The organism is Microbacterium esteraromaticum (assembly GCF_016907315.1).
Lineage (GTDB): Bacteria > Actinomycetota > Actinomycetes > Actinomycetales > Microbacteriaceae > Microbacterium > Microbacterium esteraromaticum.
This window is the reverse complement of the sequence record NZ_JAFBBS010000001.1, coordinates 2,821,079-2,838,348: the sequence shown is the minus strand read 5'-3', so window position 1 is coordinate 2,838,348 and position 17,270 is coordinate 2,821,079. Positions and strand designations below refer to the sequence as shown.

The following is a 17,270-nucleotide window of genomic DNA, read 5'->3' as shown; positions in this document are numbered from 1 at the left end:
TTCGGACAGAGGGCGAATCGAGGCCGCCGGCAGGCGCACACGGGCGTGTCGCGCCTGCCGGCACTCCCCTACTCCTTCGCGGCTTCGTCTTCGAGAGCGAGCAGCTTCTCGATCGCCGCGGTGAGCTTCTTGTCCTCTGCGGCGAACTTCTCCAGGTCTCCGGACTTGAGCGCGGCCTCACGGGCCGACAGCGCGGCGCGTGCCTCTTCGAGCGCGGTCGCGGCCTCGCCGGTCGGAGGCGTGCCGCCCTCGTCCGGATCGGCCGGAGCATCCGGATCGGCCGGCGTCTCGGGATCGGTCGGCTCGACATCGCCGTCACCGCCGGACGCACCCGCGTCACCGCCGAAGAGCACATCGAGCGCCTCGGTCAGAGTGTCCTCGAACGCGACCCGGTCGCCGAACGCGACCAGCACCTTGCGCAGATTCGGCAGCTTGGTGCCCTCGGACGACTGCACGAAGATCGGCTGCACGTACAGCAGGCCTCCACCGACCGGCAGCGTCAGCAGGTTGCCGTACTTCACATCCGACTTTCCGAGCGTCAGGACGTTCAGCTTGTTGGCGATCTCGGTATCCGAGTCGAACGTGTTCTGCACCTGGCCAGGGCCGGGCACGGTGGTGTTCGTGTCGATCTCGAGCAGACGCATCTTCCCGTAGCCTTCGGCCTTCACGCCCTTCTTGTTGCCGGCATCCGAATCGACGGCGAGATATCCCATCAGCACCTCGCGGGTGTCGCCCTGCGCCGAGGCCGGGATGAAGGTCGAGAACATCGAGAAGCGCGGCTCCTCCTGGCCGGGCATCTTCATCGACAGGTAGTACGGCGGCTGCAGGCGGTCCTTGGCGCGCGGGTCATCCGGCGTCTGCCAGCGGTTGTCCTCCTGAGCGAAGGAGCGCGCATCGTCGATGTGGTAGACGCCGAGCACGTCGCGCTGCACCTTGAAGAGGTCGGTCGGATAGCGGACGTGGCTCATCAGGTCGCCCGACATCTCGCTGATCGGCTCGACGGTCGAGGGGTACACCTTCTGCCATGCCTTGAGGATCGGGTCCTCGGCATCCCACGCATACAGCTTGACCGAGCCGTCATAGGCGTCGACCGTGGCCTTCACCGAGTTGCGGATGTAGTTGATGTTGTCGAACGAGACGACGGATGCCGGCGTACGGGAGTCCGCGATGGCGTCCTTCAGGCTCACCGTCTTCGAGTACGGGTAGGTCGCGCTCGTGGTGAAGCCGTCGACGATCCACACGATGCGACCGTCGACCACGCTCGGGTACGGGTCGTTGTCGAGCGTCAGATACGGCGCGACCTTGCCCACACGGGTCTTCGGGTCGCGGTCGTAGAGGATCTGCGACTCGGGGTTGACCAGGTTCGAGAACAGGATCTGCTCCGACTGGAACTTCATCGCGTAGAGCAGCTTGACGAAGGTGTTGCCGATGCGCGGACCGCCATCGCCCTCGAAGGTCGTCTTCGTGTCGCTCGCGCCGTCCTGACCGCGCGGGTAGTCGATCTCGACGGGCTCAGTGCCCTTCGGTGCGCCGACGATCGAGTACTCGGGCGACGACTCGCCGAAGTACACGCGCGGCTGGAACTTCTCGCTGTCGGTGAGGAATCCCGACGACGGGATGCCCTGCTCGAGGAACACGGGCTCGCCGTCGCTGGTGCGCTGGTTTCCGGCCAGAGCCACCAGACCGTAGCCGTGGGTGTACACCGCGGCGCGGTTGTTCCAGCTGTCGCCGCCACCGAGCTTGGTCATGTCGAGGTCTCGCACCGAGACGACGGTGTCCTGCGACTTGCCGTCGATCTCGTAGCGGTCGACATCGAGCTCGGGTGCGAACTGGTAGTACGAGCGGTACTGCTGCAGCTGCCGAACGGTGGGGCTGATGATGGCGGGGTCCATGATGCGGACGGATGCCGTGGTCTCGGCGTCCTCGCGCAGCTGGCCTGGCTCGGTGTCGGTCGCGGCGGCGAACGGCGTGACCTCCATGTCGGCGACCCCGTACGCCTCCTTCGTGCTCTCGATGCTTCGATCGTAGAACTCTGCCTGATAGGCGTTCTCGTTCGGCTTCACCTGGAAGGTGGTGACCACCCACGGGTAGCCGATGCCGACGACGAGCGAGGCGACGACGAACAGGGCGGTGGCCACGAGCGGGAAGCGCCAGCGGCCGATGACGGCCGTCACCAGGAAGAGCACCGCGACCACGGCCGCGATGATCGACAGGATCGCGAGACCGGGAATGGTCGCATTCGCACCGGTGTACGCCGCACCGGTGATGCGACCCTCCGGCTGCACGAGGGTCAGGTACCGGTCGAGCCACAGGCTGACCGCCTGCACCGCGAGGTAGAGACCTGCCAGCACCGCGAGCTGGATGCGGGCGGGCTTCGAGATCCGGAGCTCGCGCTGACCGATGCGCACCGAGCCGTACAGGTACGAGACCAGCGCCGTGATCACGAGGCAGAGCAGCAGCACCGCCGAGGCGAACGCCAGCAGCGCAGAGTAGAACGGCATCGCGAAGAGATAGAAACCGGTGTCGACGCCGAACTGCGGATCGAGCGTGTCGGTGGTGACACCGTTCGCCCACAGCCAGGCGGTCTTCCAGTTGCCGGCGGCGGCGAAGCCGGCGAAGACGCCGAAGAACACCGGCATCCCCCACATCGCCAGACGACGCAGGGGCTCGATGACCTCCTGGTAGCGATCGAGCTGCGAGCTCAGCCGCACGTAGACCGGACGCAGCCGGTACGCGAGCTGGATGCAGAGGAAGATCGGCAGCGCCATGCCGAGGAACCCCACGGCGAACATCGTGGCTGTGGCGATCCACTGGGTCGTCAGCACCGAGGAGAATTCGAGCTGGTCGAACCAGAGAAACTCGGTGTAGAGGGAGGAGAACACGAAGAACGCCGCGATGAGGGCGGCGATGATCGCCACCGAGATCGCGAGGATCCGACGTGAGGTGCTGGGTGTGGCCGGCTGCGGCGCGGAGGTCGAGGTCACCGTTCCATCCTAGGCAGGCCGCCTATGACGCGGCCCCGGATCCGCGCAGGGCGGAAACGTCGACCCGGACGGCCCGGCGGTTCAGCGCTTCGTCGTGCAGACCGGGAGCTTCGACGTGTCGCCGCCCTCGGCCACCACCTCGAGGATGTCGAGCGACTCCTGCAGCGTTCCTGTGCGGAAGACCTCGAGCCCGTCCGGCACATGCCCGACGACCTCGTCGCAGTTGTCCTCCGGGGCGAGGAACACGGTGGCTCCCGCGTCGCGGGCCCCGTACAGCTTCTGTCGGATGCCGCCGATCGGCCCCACTGTGCCCGCTGCGTCGATGGTGCCGGTGCCGGCGATCTGCTCGCCTCCGTTGAGCTCGCCGGGGCTGAGGGTGTCGATGATCCCGAGCGCGAACATCATCCCCGCACTCGGACCGCCGACGTTGTCGAGCTGCAGGCGCACGTCGACGGGGAAGTCGTAGTCGGTGGTCAGCACGATGCCGATCAGCCACACCTCCCCGCCCGCCGCGTCGGTCGACTCCTCGGGAGTGACGGCGACCTCCTTCTCCTCACCGTCGCGCTCGATCGTCAGGGTGACCTCGGCGCCCTCGGCCTTCTGGATGGCGTCGCGCAGACGAGTGGCCGAATCCACTGCGGTGCCGTCGATCGCCAGGACGAGGTCGTCGGCCTCCAGCTGGCCCTGGGCTGGGCTGTCGTCGACAGCCTCGACGACGCGCACCGTGGCCCCGACGTCGTAGCCGAGCTCGGTGAGAGCGGCTGCGGTCGCCTCGTGCTGCGAATCGACCATCAGCGCCGCGTTGCGCTCGTCTCGCTCATCGGAGGTGACGCCCTGGGGAAAGACGGTGTCGATGGGCACGACAGCCCGAGTCGGGTCCGTCCACGCCATGGCGAGCTCGAACCAGGTGGGAGTGCGCTCGCGGTTGCCCACGACCTGCACGGTGGTGAGGTCGAGCGTTCCGGCTGTGGGGTACGTCTCGGCGCCGTTCACCTCGATCAGCGGCACCTTCGCCCCGTCTGCGCTGCGAGCGGTGCCGAGTGTGTCGTAGACGGGACCAGGTCGCTGGATGACGTACGGCGTCGGCACGAACGTGAGGGCGACGAGGGCGATCAGCGAGACGCTGAGGGCGACGACGCCGGTGACCGTGCCGTTGCTGGGGCGTGATGACACGGAACCTCCGGGGCGTTCGCGAGCGGCGTACAGGGATCCGCGCGCATCGGGTACGAGCACAGGATCGTGTGACTAGCGTAGAGCGCACACGCTACGGGCATGCTGAGAGGGCTATTCGCATGACAGATGACGATCGGGATCCGTCCGACTTCGAGGAGATGCTCCGGCGCATGATGTCGGGCGGGCAGGTCGACCCCGAAGCGCTGCGCGACGCGCTGTCCGGCATGGGGGGCGCGTCTATCGACCCGGCGCAGATGTCGGGATTCATGTCGCAGCTGCAGGGCATGTTCGGCGGTGACCCGTGGCAGAGCGCGAGGCAGCAGGCGCTGCACATCGCGAACCGCGACGGCATGGGCATCGCTGACGGCTCCCGCAGCTCTCTGGCCGATGCCTTCGGCCTGGCCAACCTGTGGCTGGGCGAGGCGACGACGATCTCCGAGCTCGCCTCACCGCCCCAGGCGATGACGCGCGGCGAGTGGGTCGAGAAGACTCTGCCGGTCTGGAAGGAGATCGCTGATCCCGTCTCGACGTCGATCGCGGACGCCCTGACCGACGCCCTCCAGACCCAGGTGCCGCCCGAGATGCTGGGCATGGTGCAGGGAGCGGGTCAGCTGATGCGGGGACTGGGCGGCTCGCTCTTCGCGGCGCAGTTCGGCCAGGTGCTCGGCCGCCTGTCGCTCGAGGTCGTCTCCGGTGGCGACGTCGGCATCCCCGTGCTTCCCGCGGGGACGGCAGCCGTGATCCCGCAGAACATCGCCGACTTCGGCGAGGGACTCGAGATCCCCGAAGACCAGATCGCGCTGTATCTCGCGGTGCGCGAGCTGGCGTACGCCCGGCTCTACCGCCATGCGAAGTGGCTGCACCTGCACGTGCTGTCGCAGATCACGGACTTCGCCCGCGGAGTGACCGTCGACATCGAGGCACTGGAGGGACTCGCGTCCCGTCTCGACCCGTCGAACCCCGAAGAGCTGCGCGCCGCGATCGAGGGCGGCGCACTCCTTCCCGAGCAGACCGAGACGCAGCGCGAGGCCCTCGCGCGGCTTGAGAACCTCATCGCGACCATCGACGGCTGGGTCGACGTCGTCACCGAGGAGGCCACTGCTCGCCTGCCCGACGGCGCACGCCTGGCGGAGGCGGCTCGCCGCCGCCGTGCGGTGGGCGGTCCGGCAGAGGATGCCCTCGGCGCCCTCGTCGGGTTGAAGCTGCGTCCCCGTCGCCTCCGGGAGGCTTCGGCCATGTGGCGAGCGGTGACGGATGCGGTCGGCATCGCCGCCCGCGACGCCCTGTGGGACTACCCCGACATCATGCCGCTCGCATCCGACATCGACGACCCATCGACCCTGATCGCTCGGCTCGAGGCTCTCCAGCGCGGCGAGACGCCTGTGGCCGACGAGTTCGACGAGGCGCTGGCCCGCCTGCTCGAGGGCGATGGCTTCGACGGCGACGACTCCGCGCCAGACGGCGACGGAGAGGGGCGGCCCGAGGGCGACCGCCCGGTCTGAGCGCCGGACGCGGCGGCTCATCCTGCACAGCAGCGGACGATCGGCGATCCGTCCACAGATCGCCGTACTGCGCTCGCCGGCCGCAGCGCGCAGGACACAATCGGGTCATGAGCCCGATGAGCCCGACGACTCTGACCCGCCTCGATCCTCGCTATCCGCTGCTGTGGCGCGACGAGAACACGGTGCAGTTCGGACTCGAGGGCATCGCCCGCGTCGAAGTCGTCGGCGCGTGGGTCGAGCTGCTGCTCAACCGTCTGCAGGCTGGCATCCGGCTCAGCGCGTTCGACGTCGTCGCGCACGGCGTCGGAGCGCCGCGCCAGGACGCGCGGCGGATGCTGGCTGCGTTGCGACCCGTGCTGATCGAGGATGCCCTGCCCGCGCCGCCGTTCTGGGTCGAGGGGATCAACCTGGTCGACGGCCGGGGTCAGGATCGGCTGCGGCAGTCGCTCGTCGATGAGGGTCTCGACGAGGCCGACCCTCGCTCCGACGGTGCGGTGGCGGTGGTGATGGTCGGCGGAGCGGCCGCCGCCCTGCAGTTGGCGCCGTTCCTGCGCGACGATCTGCCCCACCTGCCGATCGGATTCGAGAAGGATGCCGCCGTCGTCGGGCCGCTCGTGGTTCCCGGCCGCACACCCTGCCTGTCATGTCGCGACGCGCATGAACGCGATCGCGATCCCGCATGGCCTCGCCTGCATGCGCAGCTCGTGGGCGGCGCGTCGCCGGTGACGTCGGCGCGCATCGCTCTGGCGGCCTCCCTCGCCGCGCGCATCCTGCGCACGCCGACGCCCTCGGCGGGCCTGATCGTGCGGGTCAGCCCTGACGGACGGCACGCCTGGATGTCGGTGCGACATCACGGAGAATGCCCGTGCCGCGAGCTGTCGTTCCGATCTCCGCCAGGAAGCGAGACGGCGACCGCTCCCCCCGTCCCGCTGAACGCGCCCACGACACCGCAAGAGTTCGCGCGGCTCGCGTGATGCCGACGTAGGCGAGGCGGCGCTCCTCGTCGATGTTCTCGAACGACGTGGCGTAGGAGATCGGCAGGGAGCCTTCCGCCCACCCGGCGAGCAGGACGTGCGGCCATTCCAGGCCCTTCGCCGCGTGCAGCGTCGAGAGCGTCACCGTCTGCAGGGTCGGCTCGTGCTGGTCCTTCGCCCGCGCCATGAGGTCGTCGGCGAACACGCGCAGGGTCGTACCGGCCGGGGCCTCCTCGGCGAGGCGCAGGATGGCGCGACGCGCCTCCCACCCATCGCGCTGCGCTCCGCCTGCCTGCGGCGGTTCGTCGGTGAGCCCGAGCCCGCGCAGCACGTCGCGCACCGTCGGCAGGAACCCGGCGTCCGTCGGTGCGACGGCGGCCCCGCGCAGGGCGAGCACGGCCTGACGCACCTCGGGCATGTCGAAGAAGCGCGTGCCGCCGAGCACGCTGGTCGCGATGCCGCGTGCGGCGAGCGCCTGCTGCAGCACCGCCGACTGCGCGTGCGCGCGATAGAGCACCGCGATATCCGATGGATCGGCGCCGGCCGCGATGCGCCGCACGATCGCCTCCGCGATGCCGGCCGCCTCGTCGGTCTCGCTGTCATAGGCCGTGACCGTCGGCGCCTCATCGGCGTCGGCCGGAGCGTCGGCGGGGGTGAGCGCGAGCGCGCCGGGCCGCCCCTTCATCAGCGCGTTGGCCGCGGTGAGGATGGGGCTCTTCGAGCGGTAGTTGGTCTCGAGCCGCACGACCGTCGCATCGGTGAAGCGGCGCTCGAACTCGAGCAGGTAGCGCTGCTGCGCGCCGGCGAAGGAGTAGATAGTCTGGCTCGCGTCGCCGACGACGCAGATGTCGCGCCGGTCGCCGAGCCAGAGCTCGAGGAGGCGATTCTGCAGCGGAGAGACGTCCTGGAACTCGTCGACGGTGAAGTGCCGGTACTGCTCGTGAACGGCTGCGGCGACACGCGGCTCCGCCTCGAGCATCCCGGCGCACGCGAGCAGCACATCCTCGAAATCCAGCTGACGGCGCTCATCCTTCAGCGCCTCGTATGCCGTCTGCAGCTCGATCAGCTGATCCGGCCGGATGCCGCTGATCGGCCGCTCGAGTTCGGCGTACTGCTCGATCGAGAGCATCGAGACCTTGCGCCACTCGATCTCCGACGCGATGTCGCGCAGCGTTGCGGTGCTGGGGCGCAGCCGCATCGCGTCGGCCGCCTGCCCGAGCATTCGCACCTTGTTGTCGATCAGCGACGGCGCCGAGTCGCCGGCGACGGTGGGCCAGAAGAAGTTCAGCTGCTTGAGAGCCGCCGCGTGGAAGGTTCGGGCCGCGACGCCGCCGACACCGAGGGCGCGGAGCCGTCCGCGCAGCTCGCCCGCAGCCTTCGCGGTGAACGTCACGGCCATCACGCGCTGCGGCGAGTACGCACCGGTGTCGACCCCGTGAGCGATGCGGTGGGTGATGACGCGCGTCTTCCCCGTGCCGGCACCCGCCAGCACGACCACGGGGCCGCGCAGCACGGACGCCGCCTCGCGCTGGCGCTCGTCGAGCGTGTCGAGGGCACTCACTTCGCAGCGCTCCCCTGCGCATCCCTGTACCAGTCCTCGATGAGGCGGCGGGCGATCGACGACCGGCTGGGCAGCCCGACCGGACCGGTGCCGGCGAGCGCCTGCCCGATCTCGTCGCGGGTCAGCCATCGCACATCGATGATCTCCTCGCCGTCGGCGAGGACGTCCTCGTCGGCGGCGACGGCGCGGAACCCGACCATGAGCGAACGGGGATAGGGCCACGGCTGCGACGAGACATAGTGCAGATCGCGCACGCGCACGCCGGCCTCTTCGGCGAGCTCACGATGCACCGTCGCCTCCATCGATTCCCCCGCCTCGACGAAACCGGCGAAGCAGGAGTACATGGTGCCCCGCCACGCCGCGTTCGCCCCCAGCAGCAGCCGCTCGCCGTCGGGGCTCTCGACCGCGACGATCACCGCCGGGTCGGTGCGCGGGAAGTGCTCGGTGTCGCAGGTGGCGCAGTGCCGCGACCACCCCGCGCTGCGCAGCTCGAGGCGGCTGCCACAGCGGCCGCAATGCCGCACATCGGCCAGCCAGGCGGCGACCGCGACCGCGGTCACGAAGATCTCCCCCTCATGCGGGTCGAGCAGACCCCCGACCTCGCGCAGCCCCAGCCACCTCTCCTCGGGCGCCGCGTCGATGCTTCCGCTCTCAGGCGCGACAGATGCCAGCAGCAGGGCCGCACCGTCGGCATCCCGGCCCAGAAGCGCCCATTCGGCTTCACCGACTTCGGCGGCACCGACCCGCACGACCGAGCGCCCGGCGACACGCAGCCGACGATCACGAACGACGACGACGCGGGTGTCAGCGGCGGCGCGCAGCCGATCGATGACGCCCGGCTCGGTACGCAGCTCGGCTGCCCTGTCGAGGATGTCGGACCCGGGGCTCATGCGTCCTCCTGCTCTCGTGCTCGGCTTCCTGAGCGTGACGTATGCCGCGGCACGGGCGTGGCGTGGACGCCAACTGCGCGGGGGCAGACCTACGCTGGGGAGCATGGCACGCTCTCCTTTCACTCTAGTGGCGGCGGTCACGGCCGCTGTGCCCGGGGCGGAGGTCACGGGCGCTCGCGCTCTGACCGCGGACGGAGACGGGAGGTTCGACTCGGCCGTCGCGACGCTCGCCGACGGCAGCGAGCTCGTGATCCGCGTCGCCGCCGACGACGCCGCGGCGATCGAACTTGCCGAGGAGGCGCTCGCTCTGAGGGCGCTGACCGCAGGTGCCAGAGAGATGCTGAGCTTCCGCGTGCCGATCGCCATGGGCGAGACCCGGGTGGGCGAAGCCCGCGCACTGGTGACCGACCTCATGCCCGGGTTCCAGATCGAGGCGTCCGACATCCCGGCCGGGCGCGGAGCCGCGCACTCGATCGGAGAGGCCATCGCGGCTGTGCATGCGCTTCCGCCGTCGGTCGTGCGCTCGGCAGGCCTCGGCGTGCGCGACGCCGCGGCCGTTCGCACCGAGACCGACCAGCTCGTCGACCGCGCATCGGCGACCGGCCGCGTCCCTGCCCGTCTGAGTGCTCGCTGGCGGGACGCTGTGGCGGCAGACGATCTCTGGCGCTTCGAGAGCGCCGTGACACTGGGCGGCATCCAGGCGCTGTCGTTCCTGTTCGAGGACGACCCGCAGGACGGCCCGCAGGTCGTCGCCGTGCTCGGCTGGCGCGGTCTCTCGGTGGGCGACCCCGCCGAGGATCTCGGCTGGCTCTCGGGTGCCCCCGAGGCGGCATCCGACGTTCTCTCCGCATACGCCGCCGCCTCGCAGCGCGCGGCCGACGACGCGCTGCAGGTGCGCGCCCGCCTGCACGCCGAGCTCGAGTTCGCCCGGTGGCTGGTGCACGGCGACGAACTGCGCCGACCCGACATCGTCGATGACGCGGCCGGCCTGCTCGAGTCGCTCAGCGCCGGGCTGCGCAGCGACGACCTGCGCGTGGTCGCGTCGTACACCGGTGGAGTGGATTCGGCGCTCGACGTGCTCGACCGTGTGCCCGATACGCGGGCGACCGACATCGACACCTCGATGCAGACCGATGCGTACCGGCCGGAAGACCTCTGGCAGGACGAGCCCGACGAGACCGCGAACGTCGCGGACGACGCGTCGTCCGGCGAAGGCGCCTCTGAGCGAGCGGGCGACGCGTCGCACACCGGTCTCGCCGACGACGACGAGACCGGCTCGATCGACGTCTCCGCCGATCAGCAGGGCGACAGGCGCGCCGGCCCCGTGACCGGATCGGGGACCGCGTCGTGGGACGAGGCGACGCAGGACCTCACCGATGTCAGCGGCGTGCGCGGATCGTCGCATCAGTCCGATGCGTCGGCGAAGACCCGCCCCGCCGGCGACACGGCGCCGAGCGACATGGACTCGGCCGACGAGGCTCAGCGCGCTGCTCGAGCGGCGCTCCAGCGCTGGACCAGGTCGGACTCCGAGTAGACCCGGTCGCCCCGGATGATGAGATCGTCGGCGACGTAGAACAGCGCCACGTCGATGTCCTCCAGCGGAACGCCGAACCGACGGTGGTAGGCGAGCCGATAGAGGGCGAGCTGCAGCATCCGCTCCTCGCGCTCGGCGGCCGTGCGGGGCGCCCGGCCGGTCTTCCAGTCGACGATCTCGATTCGCCCGCCCCGGTCATCACGGCGGTACACGGCGTCGAGCTTGCAGATGACGATATGCCCGCCGGTGAAGGCGAAGTCGATCTCGATCTCCACAGCGATGGGCTGCAGCTGCGCCCACTCGCTGCGTTCGAACACCGCGCGCAGCTCGGCGAGTGCGCGTTCGTCGTCGCTGCCGGTCTCGGCCGACTGCGCCGTGTCATGCCCGTCGTCGTCGACCTCCCATAGCGCGCTCTCGACCGTTGAGCCGGCACCCACGAGGCCGGAGCGATGCTCGACCCAGGCGTGGAAGAGAGTGCCGATCCTCGTCTGTGTGAAAGGTCTCTCGGGCATCGGCCGGCCGAGATCGCGAAGCGTGCCCCGGTAGTCGGTGACCCAGTCCTTGAAGCGGGAGGCGGGAACGCGCGTCGGCGCCTCGCCGACGATCCCCGCCTGCCGCTCCGCGCGCTCCGCCAGCAGCCTCTGCAGCTGAGCGGTGGGCTCTGGGCGTTCTGCCGACGCGAGGGCGTCCCTGACGTCGTCCGCGGCAGCGGTGACACGGGCACGTCGGTCGCCCAGCGGATCCATCGGCCATGAGCGGGTCATGCCAGGGCCGTCGTACGGGTTGTCATCGGGGTCGACCCCGGCGATCGGGTCGAGGCCCAGCACGTCGATCGCGTCGAGCAGGTACGGACTCGCCTGGCGCGGCTTGACCTGTCCGGCCCAGTGCGCGCCCGAGAGCAGGAGGTCGTTGCGCGCCCGCGTGAAGGCGACATAGGCGAGGCGACGTTCCTCCTGCTGCTGATAGTCGCGGTACTCGTTCTTGAATCTCCGCAGTGCCCCGCCGTGTGGAAAGGCCTTCGTCACGTTCGCAGCGAGCGCATCCAGCGCAGCCTTGTGCCGCTTCGCCGGCTCGTCGCCGGCAGCGTCCATCTCGGCCTGCGGATCCCAGCGGAACACCGGCAGCGCGTCGCGGTCGCCTCGCAGGGCGAAGGGCACGACGCCGAAGCCGAACCACCCGGAGGTGTCCTGCGGTCGACCTGGCAGCTCGCCGTCGACGAGCCGCACCACCGCGACGGCATCCCACTCGAGGCCCTTGGACCCGTGGATGGTGAGCAGCTGCACCACACCCGGCTCGGGCGGCTCCGGGCGCGGCATCAGCTCATCTGTGCTCTCAGCCTTGTCGAGCCAGGCAAGCAGACTGCCGATCGTGCCGCGGTCGTCGGCGCTGAGGAAGGCCCGCACCTCATCGGCGAACGCCCGCAGCTGCGTCGCCGCGACACGGGCGGGTCCGCGGGATTCGTTCGCAGCGAGCTCGATGTCGAGACGCAGCTCGATCTCGATGAGGCGGATCAGCTCGGGGATCGGCAGACCCGCCGAGCGCCGCAGCCGCTCGAGGATCTCCCCCGCGGCCCGAAGGCGCCTGCGTCCCTCCGGACTGATCGCGGAGATCAGCCGGTAGTCATCAGGGGCCGCGCGCAGGAAGTCGACCGCGTCGACGATCGACACGGCCTCATCCGCTCCTCGTGACGAGCGCACCCGCTGCTGCACGTCATCGGCCAGCGGTGCGAGATCGGCATCGCGACCGGCGAGCGCGGTGGCGAGGTCGTAGAGGGCGGCCATGTCGGCGACCCCGATCGCGAACCGGGGGCCGACGAGCACGCGGATGAGCGCCGACCCCGCGGTCGGGTCATGGATGACTCGCAGCATCGAGATGACGTCCACCACCTCGGGTGTGGAGAGGAGCCCGCCGAGGCCCAGGATGCGATGCGGGATGCCCTGTCGTGCCAGCGCGGCGGCGAAGGTCTGCATGTGCCGCTTCGACCGGAACAGGATCGCGCCGGTATGCGCACGATCGGGGTGGGACTCGTCGTGCTCCCGGCGCCGTGCGGCGAACCATTCGGCGACCTGATCCGCTTCGTCGTCGACGGTGTGCGGAAAGCGGATCTCGACTCGTCCCTGCCCCGCACCTGGCCTCGGTTCGAGAGCCGGCACGTCGAGCCCCGGCCTCTTGAGCGGCTCGAGGACGCGGTTGGCGACATCGAGGATGCGGTTGTCGTTGCGCCAGCTCGTCATCAGGCTGTAGGTGGTCGCCTGCTGGTCATGCGCGAACGCGCGGCTGAAGGCATACAGGTTGTCGGCGCTCGCGCCGCGCCAGCCGTAGATCGACTGATGGGGGTCGCCGACGGCCATGACGGCGCTGTCGCGGAACAGCGCCGCGAGGAAGCGGGTCTGGATCACCGAGGTGTCCTGATACTCGTCGAGAAGCACGATCCGGTGCTGCTCGCGCAGGTCCGCCCGCACATCGGGGGCGCTCTCGACGATGTCGAACGCCCCACCCACCTGGTCGGCGAAGTCGAGCACGCCACGGCGCTCTTTCTCGGCCATGTAGTCGCGAACGAGCCTCGTCAGCACCGGGATGCTGCGCAGGTTGACGGCCGCCGTGTCGACGTCGCGATTGGTTCGGTATGGCTCGAAGGCCGCTGCCTGCTCGGCGGCGAGGCGCTCGACGGCGGAGATATCGACTCGATGATCGAGCACTTCGGCGGCGAGCTTCTGCACGGCGTCGATGACGCCGCCCAGAGAGCGATCGATCTCTTCGAGGTCGGGGATGTCGGCGCGCAGCACGACGGCACGCGCGATCAGCCACGACGCCGACTGGCTCAGCATCGCCGCCTCCGGATCGCGCCCGATGCGTGCCGCGTGCTCACGCACGATGCTGTCGGCGAACGCGTTGTACGTCGAGACCTTCGGCCGGACCAGCAGGTCTTCGGCCGAGCGCGGCGTACGTGGGTCCCACCCCGTCATGAAGCGCTCGGCGAGCTCGTCGAGCACCTGAACGCGGACGGCCTCGCGAGGCGCGCCCGCGACGGCGTCGTGGATGCGCCGCAGGGCGCCATCGGCGACGATCTCGGTGAGGTGCGGCAGCAGCCCGCGCCGCGCGAAGTGGTCGATCATCTCGAGGCGCATGCCGATGCGCTCTGCGAGTTCGCCGGCGGCCTTCCGGGTGAAGGTGAGGCCGAGCACCTCGTCAGGGCGCACATGACCGTTGGCGACGAGCCACACCACGCGCCCCGACATCGTCTCGGTCTTGCCGCTGCCGGCACCTGCGACGACGAGCGCCGGGGCCGGGGGCGCCTGGATGACCCGTTGCTGAGCCTCGGTGGGTACGGGCAGACCGAGTGCGAGTGCGATGGTCTCGGCCGAGATCGTCTCCGTGGTCGTCATCGTCACGAGCTCACCGCCGGAACCGTGTGGATGTGGCATGGCGTGACACGCACCTGGGTGTCGGCGCAGTGCGCATCGACCTGGGCGGTGAAGCTGCTCGCCGCCATCCCTCGGCCGGCGGCGGTCACCCGCTGCAGGAAGGCCGCTCGGGCATCTTCGCCGAGCGTGTGCTGGTGGGCGACGCGGTACTGGGCCTTGCCCACGGTCTTCGACACGATCACGAGGCGGGCGCCCGCGAGCGCCGCGGCGGGTGCTCCCTCGAGCAGGCCCTCCTGCACCGCGATCTGATAGGCGGCTAGTTGCGCGTGCTCGCGCACATTGGCCTCGGTGTCGGGCTCGTACTTTCCCGTCTTCAGATCGACGACGACGACCCGCTCGGCTTCTCCGCCGCCCATCCGCTCCCACTTCTGCCCTCTGGCGCCCTCATGCTCACCGGCACCCGCCGGGTAGACCTCGACACGATCGATGACCCCGCTGATCAGCGCCCGCGGACGAGCGCCGTCGGCTTCCCCGGTCTCCGCGTCGGCCGGCATGACGTCCCCGCGTTCGAGGTCGACGGCGAAACGGAACGGCGCCTCCGCCCCCACGACCCGACCGCCGTCCCTCGCCACCTCGCCGAGGTACGAGCGCAGCCGCTCGAGGTAGAGGTCCGCTCGCCTGCGCTCCTTGCGGCCGATCCACGCGGTCTCGAAGTCGAGCTCCGGCCAGTGCTCGTCGATGATCGCGCGCATTGCATCGGGGTCGCCGTCCGGCACCTTCTCCATGACCTCGTGCACGATGGTGCCGATGCCGGCGGACGGCGGCATCACCGTGTCACCACCGAGCGAGGAGACGACCCAGTTCAGCCCGCACTCCTCGAAGGCCTCGAGCCTCGACGGCGAGACGCGCACCGGCGCGAGATGGAGGTCGTGCAGCGGTGCTGTGCTCGATGTCTCTGTGACGCCGTACCAGTCGTCGACGTGCGCACCAGGAACCCCCTCCTCGGCGAGAATCCGCAGCTGCCCGGCCGCGAAGGCGCGATCCGCAGAATCGGTCGAGGTCGTCAGCGTGCGCCGGTGGCGGGACACGAGCCCGCGCAGCGTGAGCGGATGCGCGAAGCGCAGCTCGTCCTCCTCGGCGGGAGGCGGCGCCGGCAGGAACGAGAAGAACGGACTCGGTGTCAGATCGTCGTCGTCCACCGCCGACACGACGAGCCTAGTACGCGCCCGTGAGATCGCTCGCACGAACAGCCGGAGCTCGTCGTGCAGTGCCGATCTGCGCCGGTCCAGCACGCCTGGCACCGTCTCCGGCTCCCCCGATCTCGCGGCCGAGATCGCCTCGGCAAGGCGCCAGGTCTCGAGCATCCCGCCGCGCAGGCGCACGTTCGGCCAGACGCCGTCCTGCACGCCGGCGACGACGACCGCGTCGAACTCGGTGCCGAGCGCCGTGGCCGGCGTCAGCAGCGTCACCAGGCCCGGCCGGTCTGGCGTCGACAGGGTGTCTTCCGGCACCTCGCTGTCGAGGATGTCGCGGATGAAGAGCGCCGGCTTCTCCTGCGGCGAGCGTTCGACGAAGCGCTTGGCGGCGTCGAAGAGGGCGACCAGGCTGTCGAGCGACCGCGCGATCTCGGCACCGCCCGGTTGATCGGCCTCCGCTCGCCATGCCGCCTGCAGCGAGCCGCCGGCGACCGAGCGCGCACGATCCCAGACGGTCCACAGGAGCTCATGGATGGTTCGCCCGGCGGATCCTTCTTCGTGCAGCATTCGCAGGGTCTCGGCGAAGCGCTGCGCGATGCGGGCCTCTGGTGCGTCCACCCGGTCGAAGAGATGGGGGAACTGCATGGCCTCGCGAAGCAGTTCACGGGCGGGAGTCGAGCCGCCCTGCTCGAGCTCGACGTGCCGCAGCCGCGCACGCAGACGCCGAAGTCCAACGGCATCAAGGCCGCCGAACGGCGAGGTGAGCGCCTCGGACAGCAGATCGGAGGGACGCTCGTCCGGCGGGGTGAGACCGAGGCGCACGATCTCGACGATCTCGCGGACGATGCCCTCGCTGCCGAGCGGACGGGGCACGCCCGCCGCCCTGGTGGGCACCTCGCGCGCTGCGAGTTCTGCCTCGAGCATCACGATCTGGCGCGTGTCGTGCGCGATGACGGCGAGTCGGCTCCATGGGATGCCCTCGGTGAGGTGCCAGTCGCGCAGCACGGCGGCGATGCGATCGACCTCTTCATGCGGCGAGGGCGCGATCAACGTGCGGACGCCGGCCCCGTTCGTCTCGCCGGGGGCACGACGATGGTCGACGCGTCCTGCGACGCCGATCGCCTGCGTGACGGTGCGGGTCAGAGCGGTCAGCGCAGGGCTCTGACGGTGCGCGCCGTCGAGCACGTGCACCTCTCCCAGAGCCTGGGCGAGGTCGGCGAACAGCTGGGGACTCGCACCACGGAAGGCGCCCGACGAGATGTCGGGGTCGCCGCAGGCCAGCACGGCGACCCCGCGCGATCGCAGCGCCCGCACGAGTCGCACCCCGCCGCGGGTGAGCTCCTGTGCATCGTCGATCAGCACGACGCGCAGCCTGGCGAGAGGGCCGAGTGCTGCCGGGTCGGCCGTGCGCAGGATCGCCGTCGCCTCAGCGAGGAGTTCAGGCACGTCGCGATGCGCGACGCGCATGCCGCCCATCACCTCGCGGTACTCGTCGAGGAAGTCGTCGGCGGCGCGCCAGACCTCGCGTCCTGAGGCGGCGAGCTCTCCCGGCCGGACCCCGAGCTCGGTGCACTCGGCGAGGAACGCGCGCAGCTCCGAGCGGAATCCCTTCGACGCCCGCACAGCAGGACTCAGCGCGTCGGGCCAGCGACGCACATCGTCTTCGGCATCGCCTGCGAGCAGGTCGGCGAGGATGCGGTCCTGGTCGGCCCCCGTCAGCAGCGCCGGCGGCTCGTGGCCCTGGTGCACCATCACGCCGCGCACGAGCTGGAAGGCGAACGATCCGAGCGAGCGGGCGAGCGGCCCCGGGGTCGCCTGGTCGATGAGCACCCCCACGCGGTCGCGCAGTGCGGTGGCCGCCTGGCGGCTCGGGGTGAGCACGAGCAGCTCGTCCGCAGAGACGCCGGTCGCGAGCAGACGCACGACCCGGGCGATGAGAGTGCTCGTCTTGCCGGTGCCCGGTGCCCCGATGATGACGCCGGATGCCGCGGCGTCGGCGTCCACGACGGCCTGCTGAGCTGCATCCGGGGTCATGTCATCCACGCTATATCCGGCTGCCGACACGCATCGTGCTCCGGCGACGCGCCGTGT

At 70.3% G+C, this 17,270-nt stretch carries 8 protein-coding genes; 2 read left to right on the top strand and 6 right to left on the bottom strand.

Going from position 1 to position 17,270, the window contains the following annotated elements; translation table 11 throughout:
* Window positions 1–68 precede the first annotated feature (68 nt).
* On the bottom strand, window positions 69–2,984 hold the full coding sequence (locus JOE67_RS13500) for a UPF0182 family protein (RefSeq protein WP_204976046.1): 2,916 nt from the start codon (window positions 2,982–2,984) through the stop codon (window positions 69–71).
* Between the two features lie 81 nt (window positions 2,985–3,065).
* Entirely contained in the window at window positions 3,066–4,157 is a 1,092-nt protein-coding gene (locus JOE67_RS13495; RefSeq protein WP_338041614.1) for a YlbL family protein, read from the bottom strand.
* A 119-nt stretch (window positions 4,158–4,276) separates the two neighbouring features.
* On the opposite strand from JOE67_RS13495, the gene JOE67_RS13490 reads away from it, so the two are divergent.
* The gene (locus tag JOE67_RS13490; protein ID WP_204976045.1) at window positions 4,277–5,659 is read left to right on the top strand and encodes a zinc-dependent metalloprotease; all 1,383 of its coding nucleotides are present in this window, start codon (window positions 4,277–4,279) and stop codon (window positions 5,657–5,659) included.
* Window positions 5,660–6,469: 810 nt separating this feature from the next.
* Here the strand turns inward: JOE67_RS13490 and JOE67_RS13485 are convergent.
* Window positions 6,470–8,194 carry a UvrD-helicase domain-containing protein gene (locus JOE67_RS13485; protein WP_204976044.1) on the bottom strand — a complete coding sequence of 575 codons (1,725 nt, stop codon included), beginning with the start codon at window positions 8,192–8,194 and terminating at the stop codon, window positions 6,470–6,472.
* Entirely contained in the window at window positions 8,191–9,084 is an 894-nt protein-coding gene (gene nudC, locus JOE67_RS13480; protein ID WP_204976043.1) for an NAD(+) diphosphatase, read from the bottom strand. Before nudC ends, JOE67_RS13485 begins: the two co-directional genes overlap by 4 nt.
* Window positions 9,085–9,187: 103 nt before the next feature.
* On the opposite strand from nudC, the gene JOE67_RS13475 reads away from it, so the two are divergent.
* A complete protein-coding gene (locus JOE67_RS13475; protein ID WP_204976042.1) occupies window positions 9,188–10,618 on the top strand; it encodes a phosphotransferase in 1,431 nt (476 codons plus the stop codon).
* Here JOE67_RS13475 and JOE67_RS13470 read toward each other — a convergent pair.
* The gene (locus tag JOE67_RS13470; RefSeq protein ID WP_204976041.1) at window positions 10,564–14,004 is read right to left on the bottom strand and encodes an ATP-dependent helicase; all 3,441 of its coding nucleotides are present in this window, start codon (window positions 14,002–14,004) and stop codon (window positions 10,564–10,566) included. The genes JOE67_RS13475 and JOE67_RS13470 overlap by 55 nt on opposite strands.
* Before the next feature lie 2 nt (window positions 14,005–14,006).
* Window positions 14,007–17,213, bottom strand: coding sequence for an ATP-dependent helicase (locus tag JOE67_RS13465; RefSeq protein WP_204976040.1), 3,207 nt, complete (start codon window positions 17,211–17,213; stop codon window positions 14,007–14,009).
* Window positions 17,214–17,270 lie beyond the last annotated feature (57 nt).

What these genes read in the sequence shown, in the direction of transcription:
- nudC (WP_204976043.1), bottom strand. Translation starts at nt 9,084, where the DNA reads ATGAGCCCCGGGTCCGACATCCTCGACAGGGCAGCCGAGCTGCGTACC.
- JOE67_RS13465 (WP_204976040.1), bottom strand. Translation starts at nt 17,213, where the DNA reads ATGACCCCGGATGCAGCTCAGCAGGCCGTCGTGGACGCCGACGCCGCG.
- JOE67_RS13475 (WP_204976042.1), top strand. Translation starts at nt 9,188, where the DNA reads ATGGCACGCTCTCCTTTCACTCTAGTGGCGGCGGTCACGGCCGCTGTG.
- JOE67_RS13470 (WP_204976041.1), bottom strand. Translation starts at nt 14,004, where the DNA reads ATGACGACCACGGAGACGATCTCGGCCGAGACCATCGCACTCGCACTC.
- JOE67_RS13490 (WP_204976045.1), top strand. Translation starts at nt 4,277, where the DNA reads ATGACAGATGACGATCGGGATCCGTCCGACTTCGAGGAGATGCTCCGG.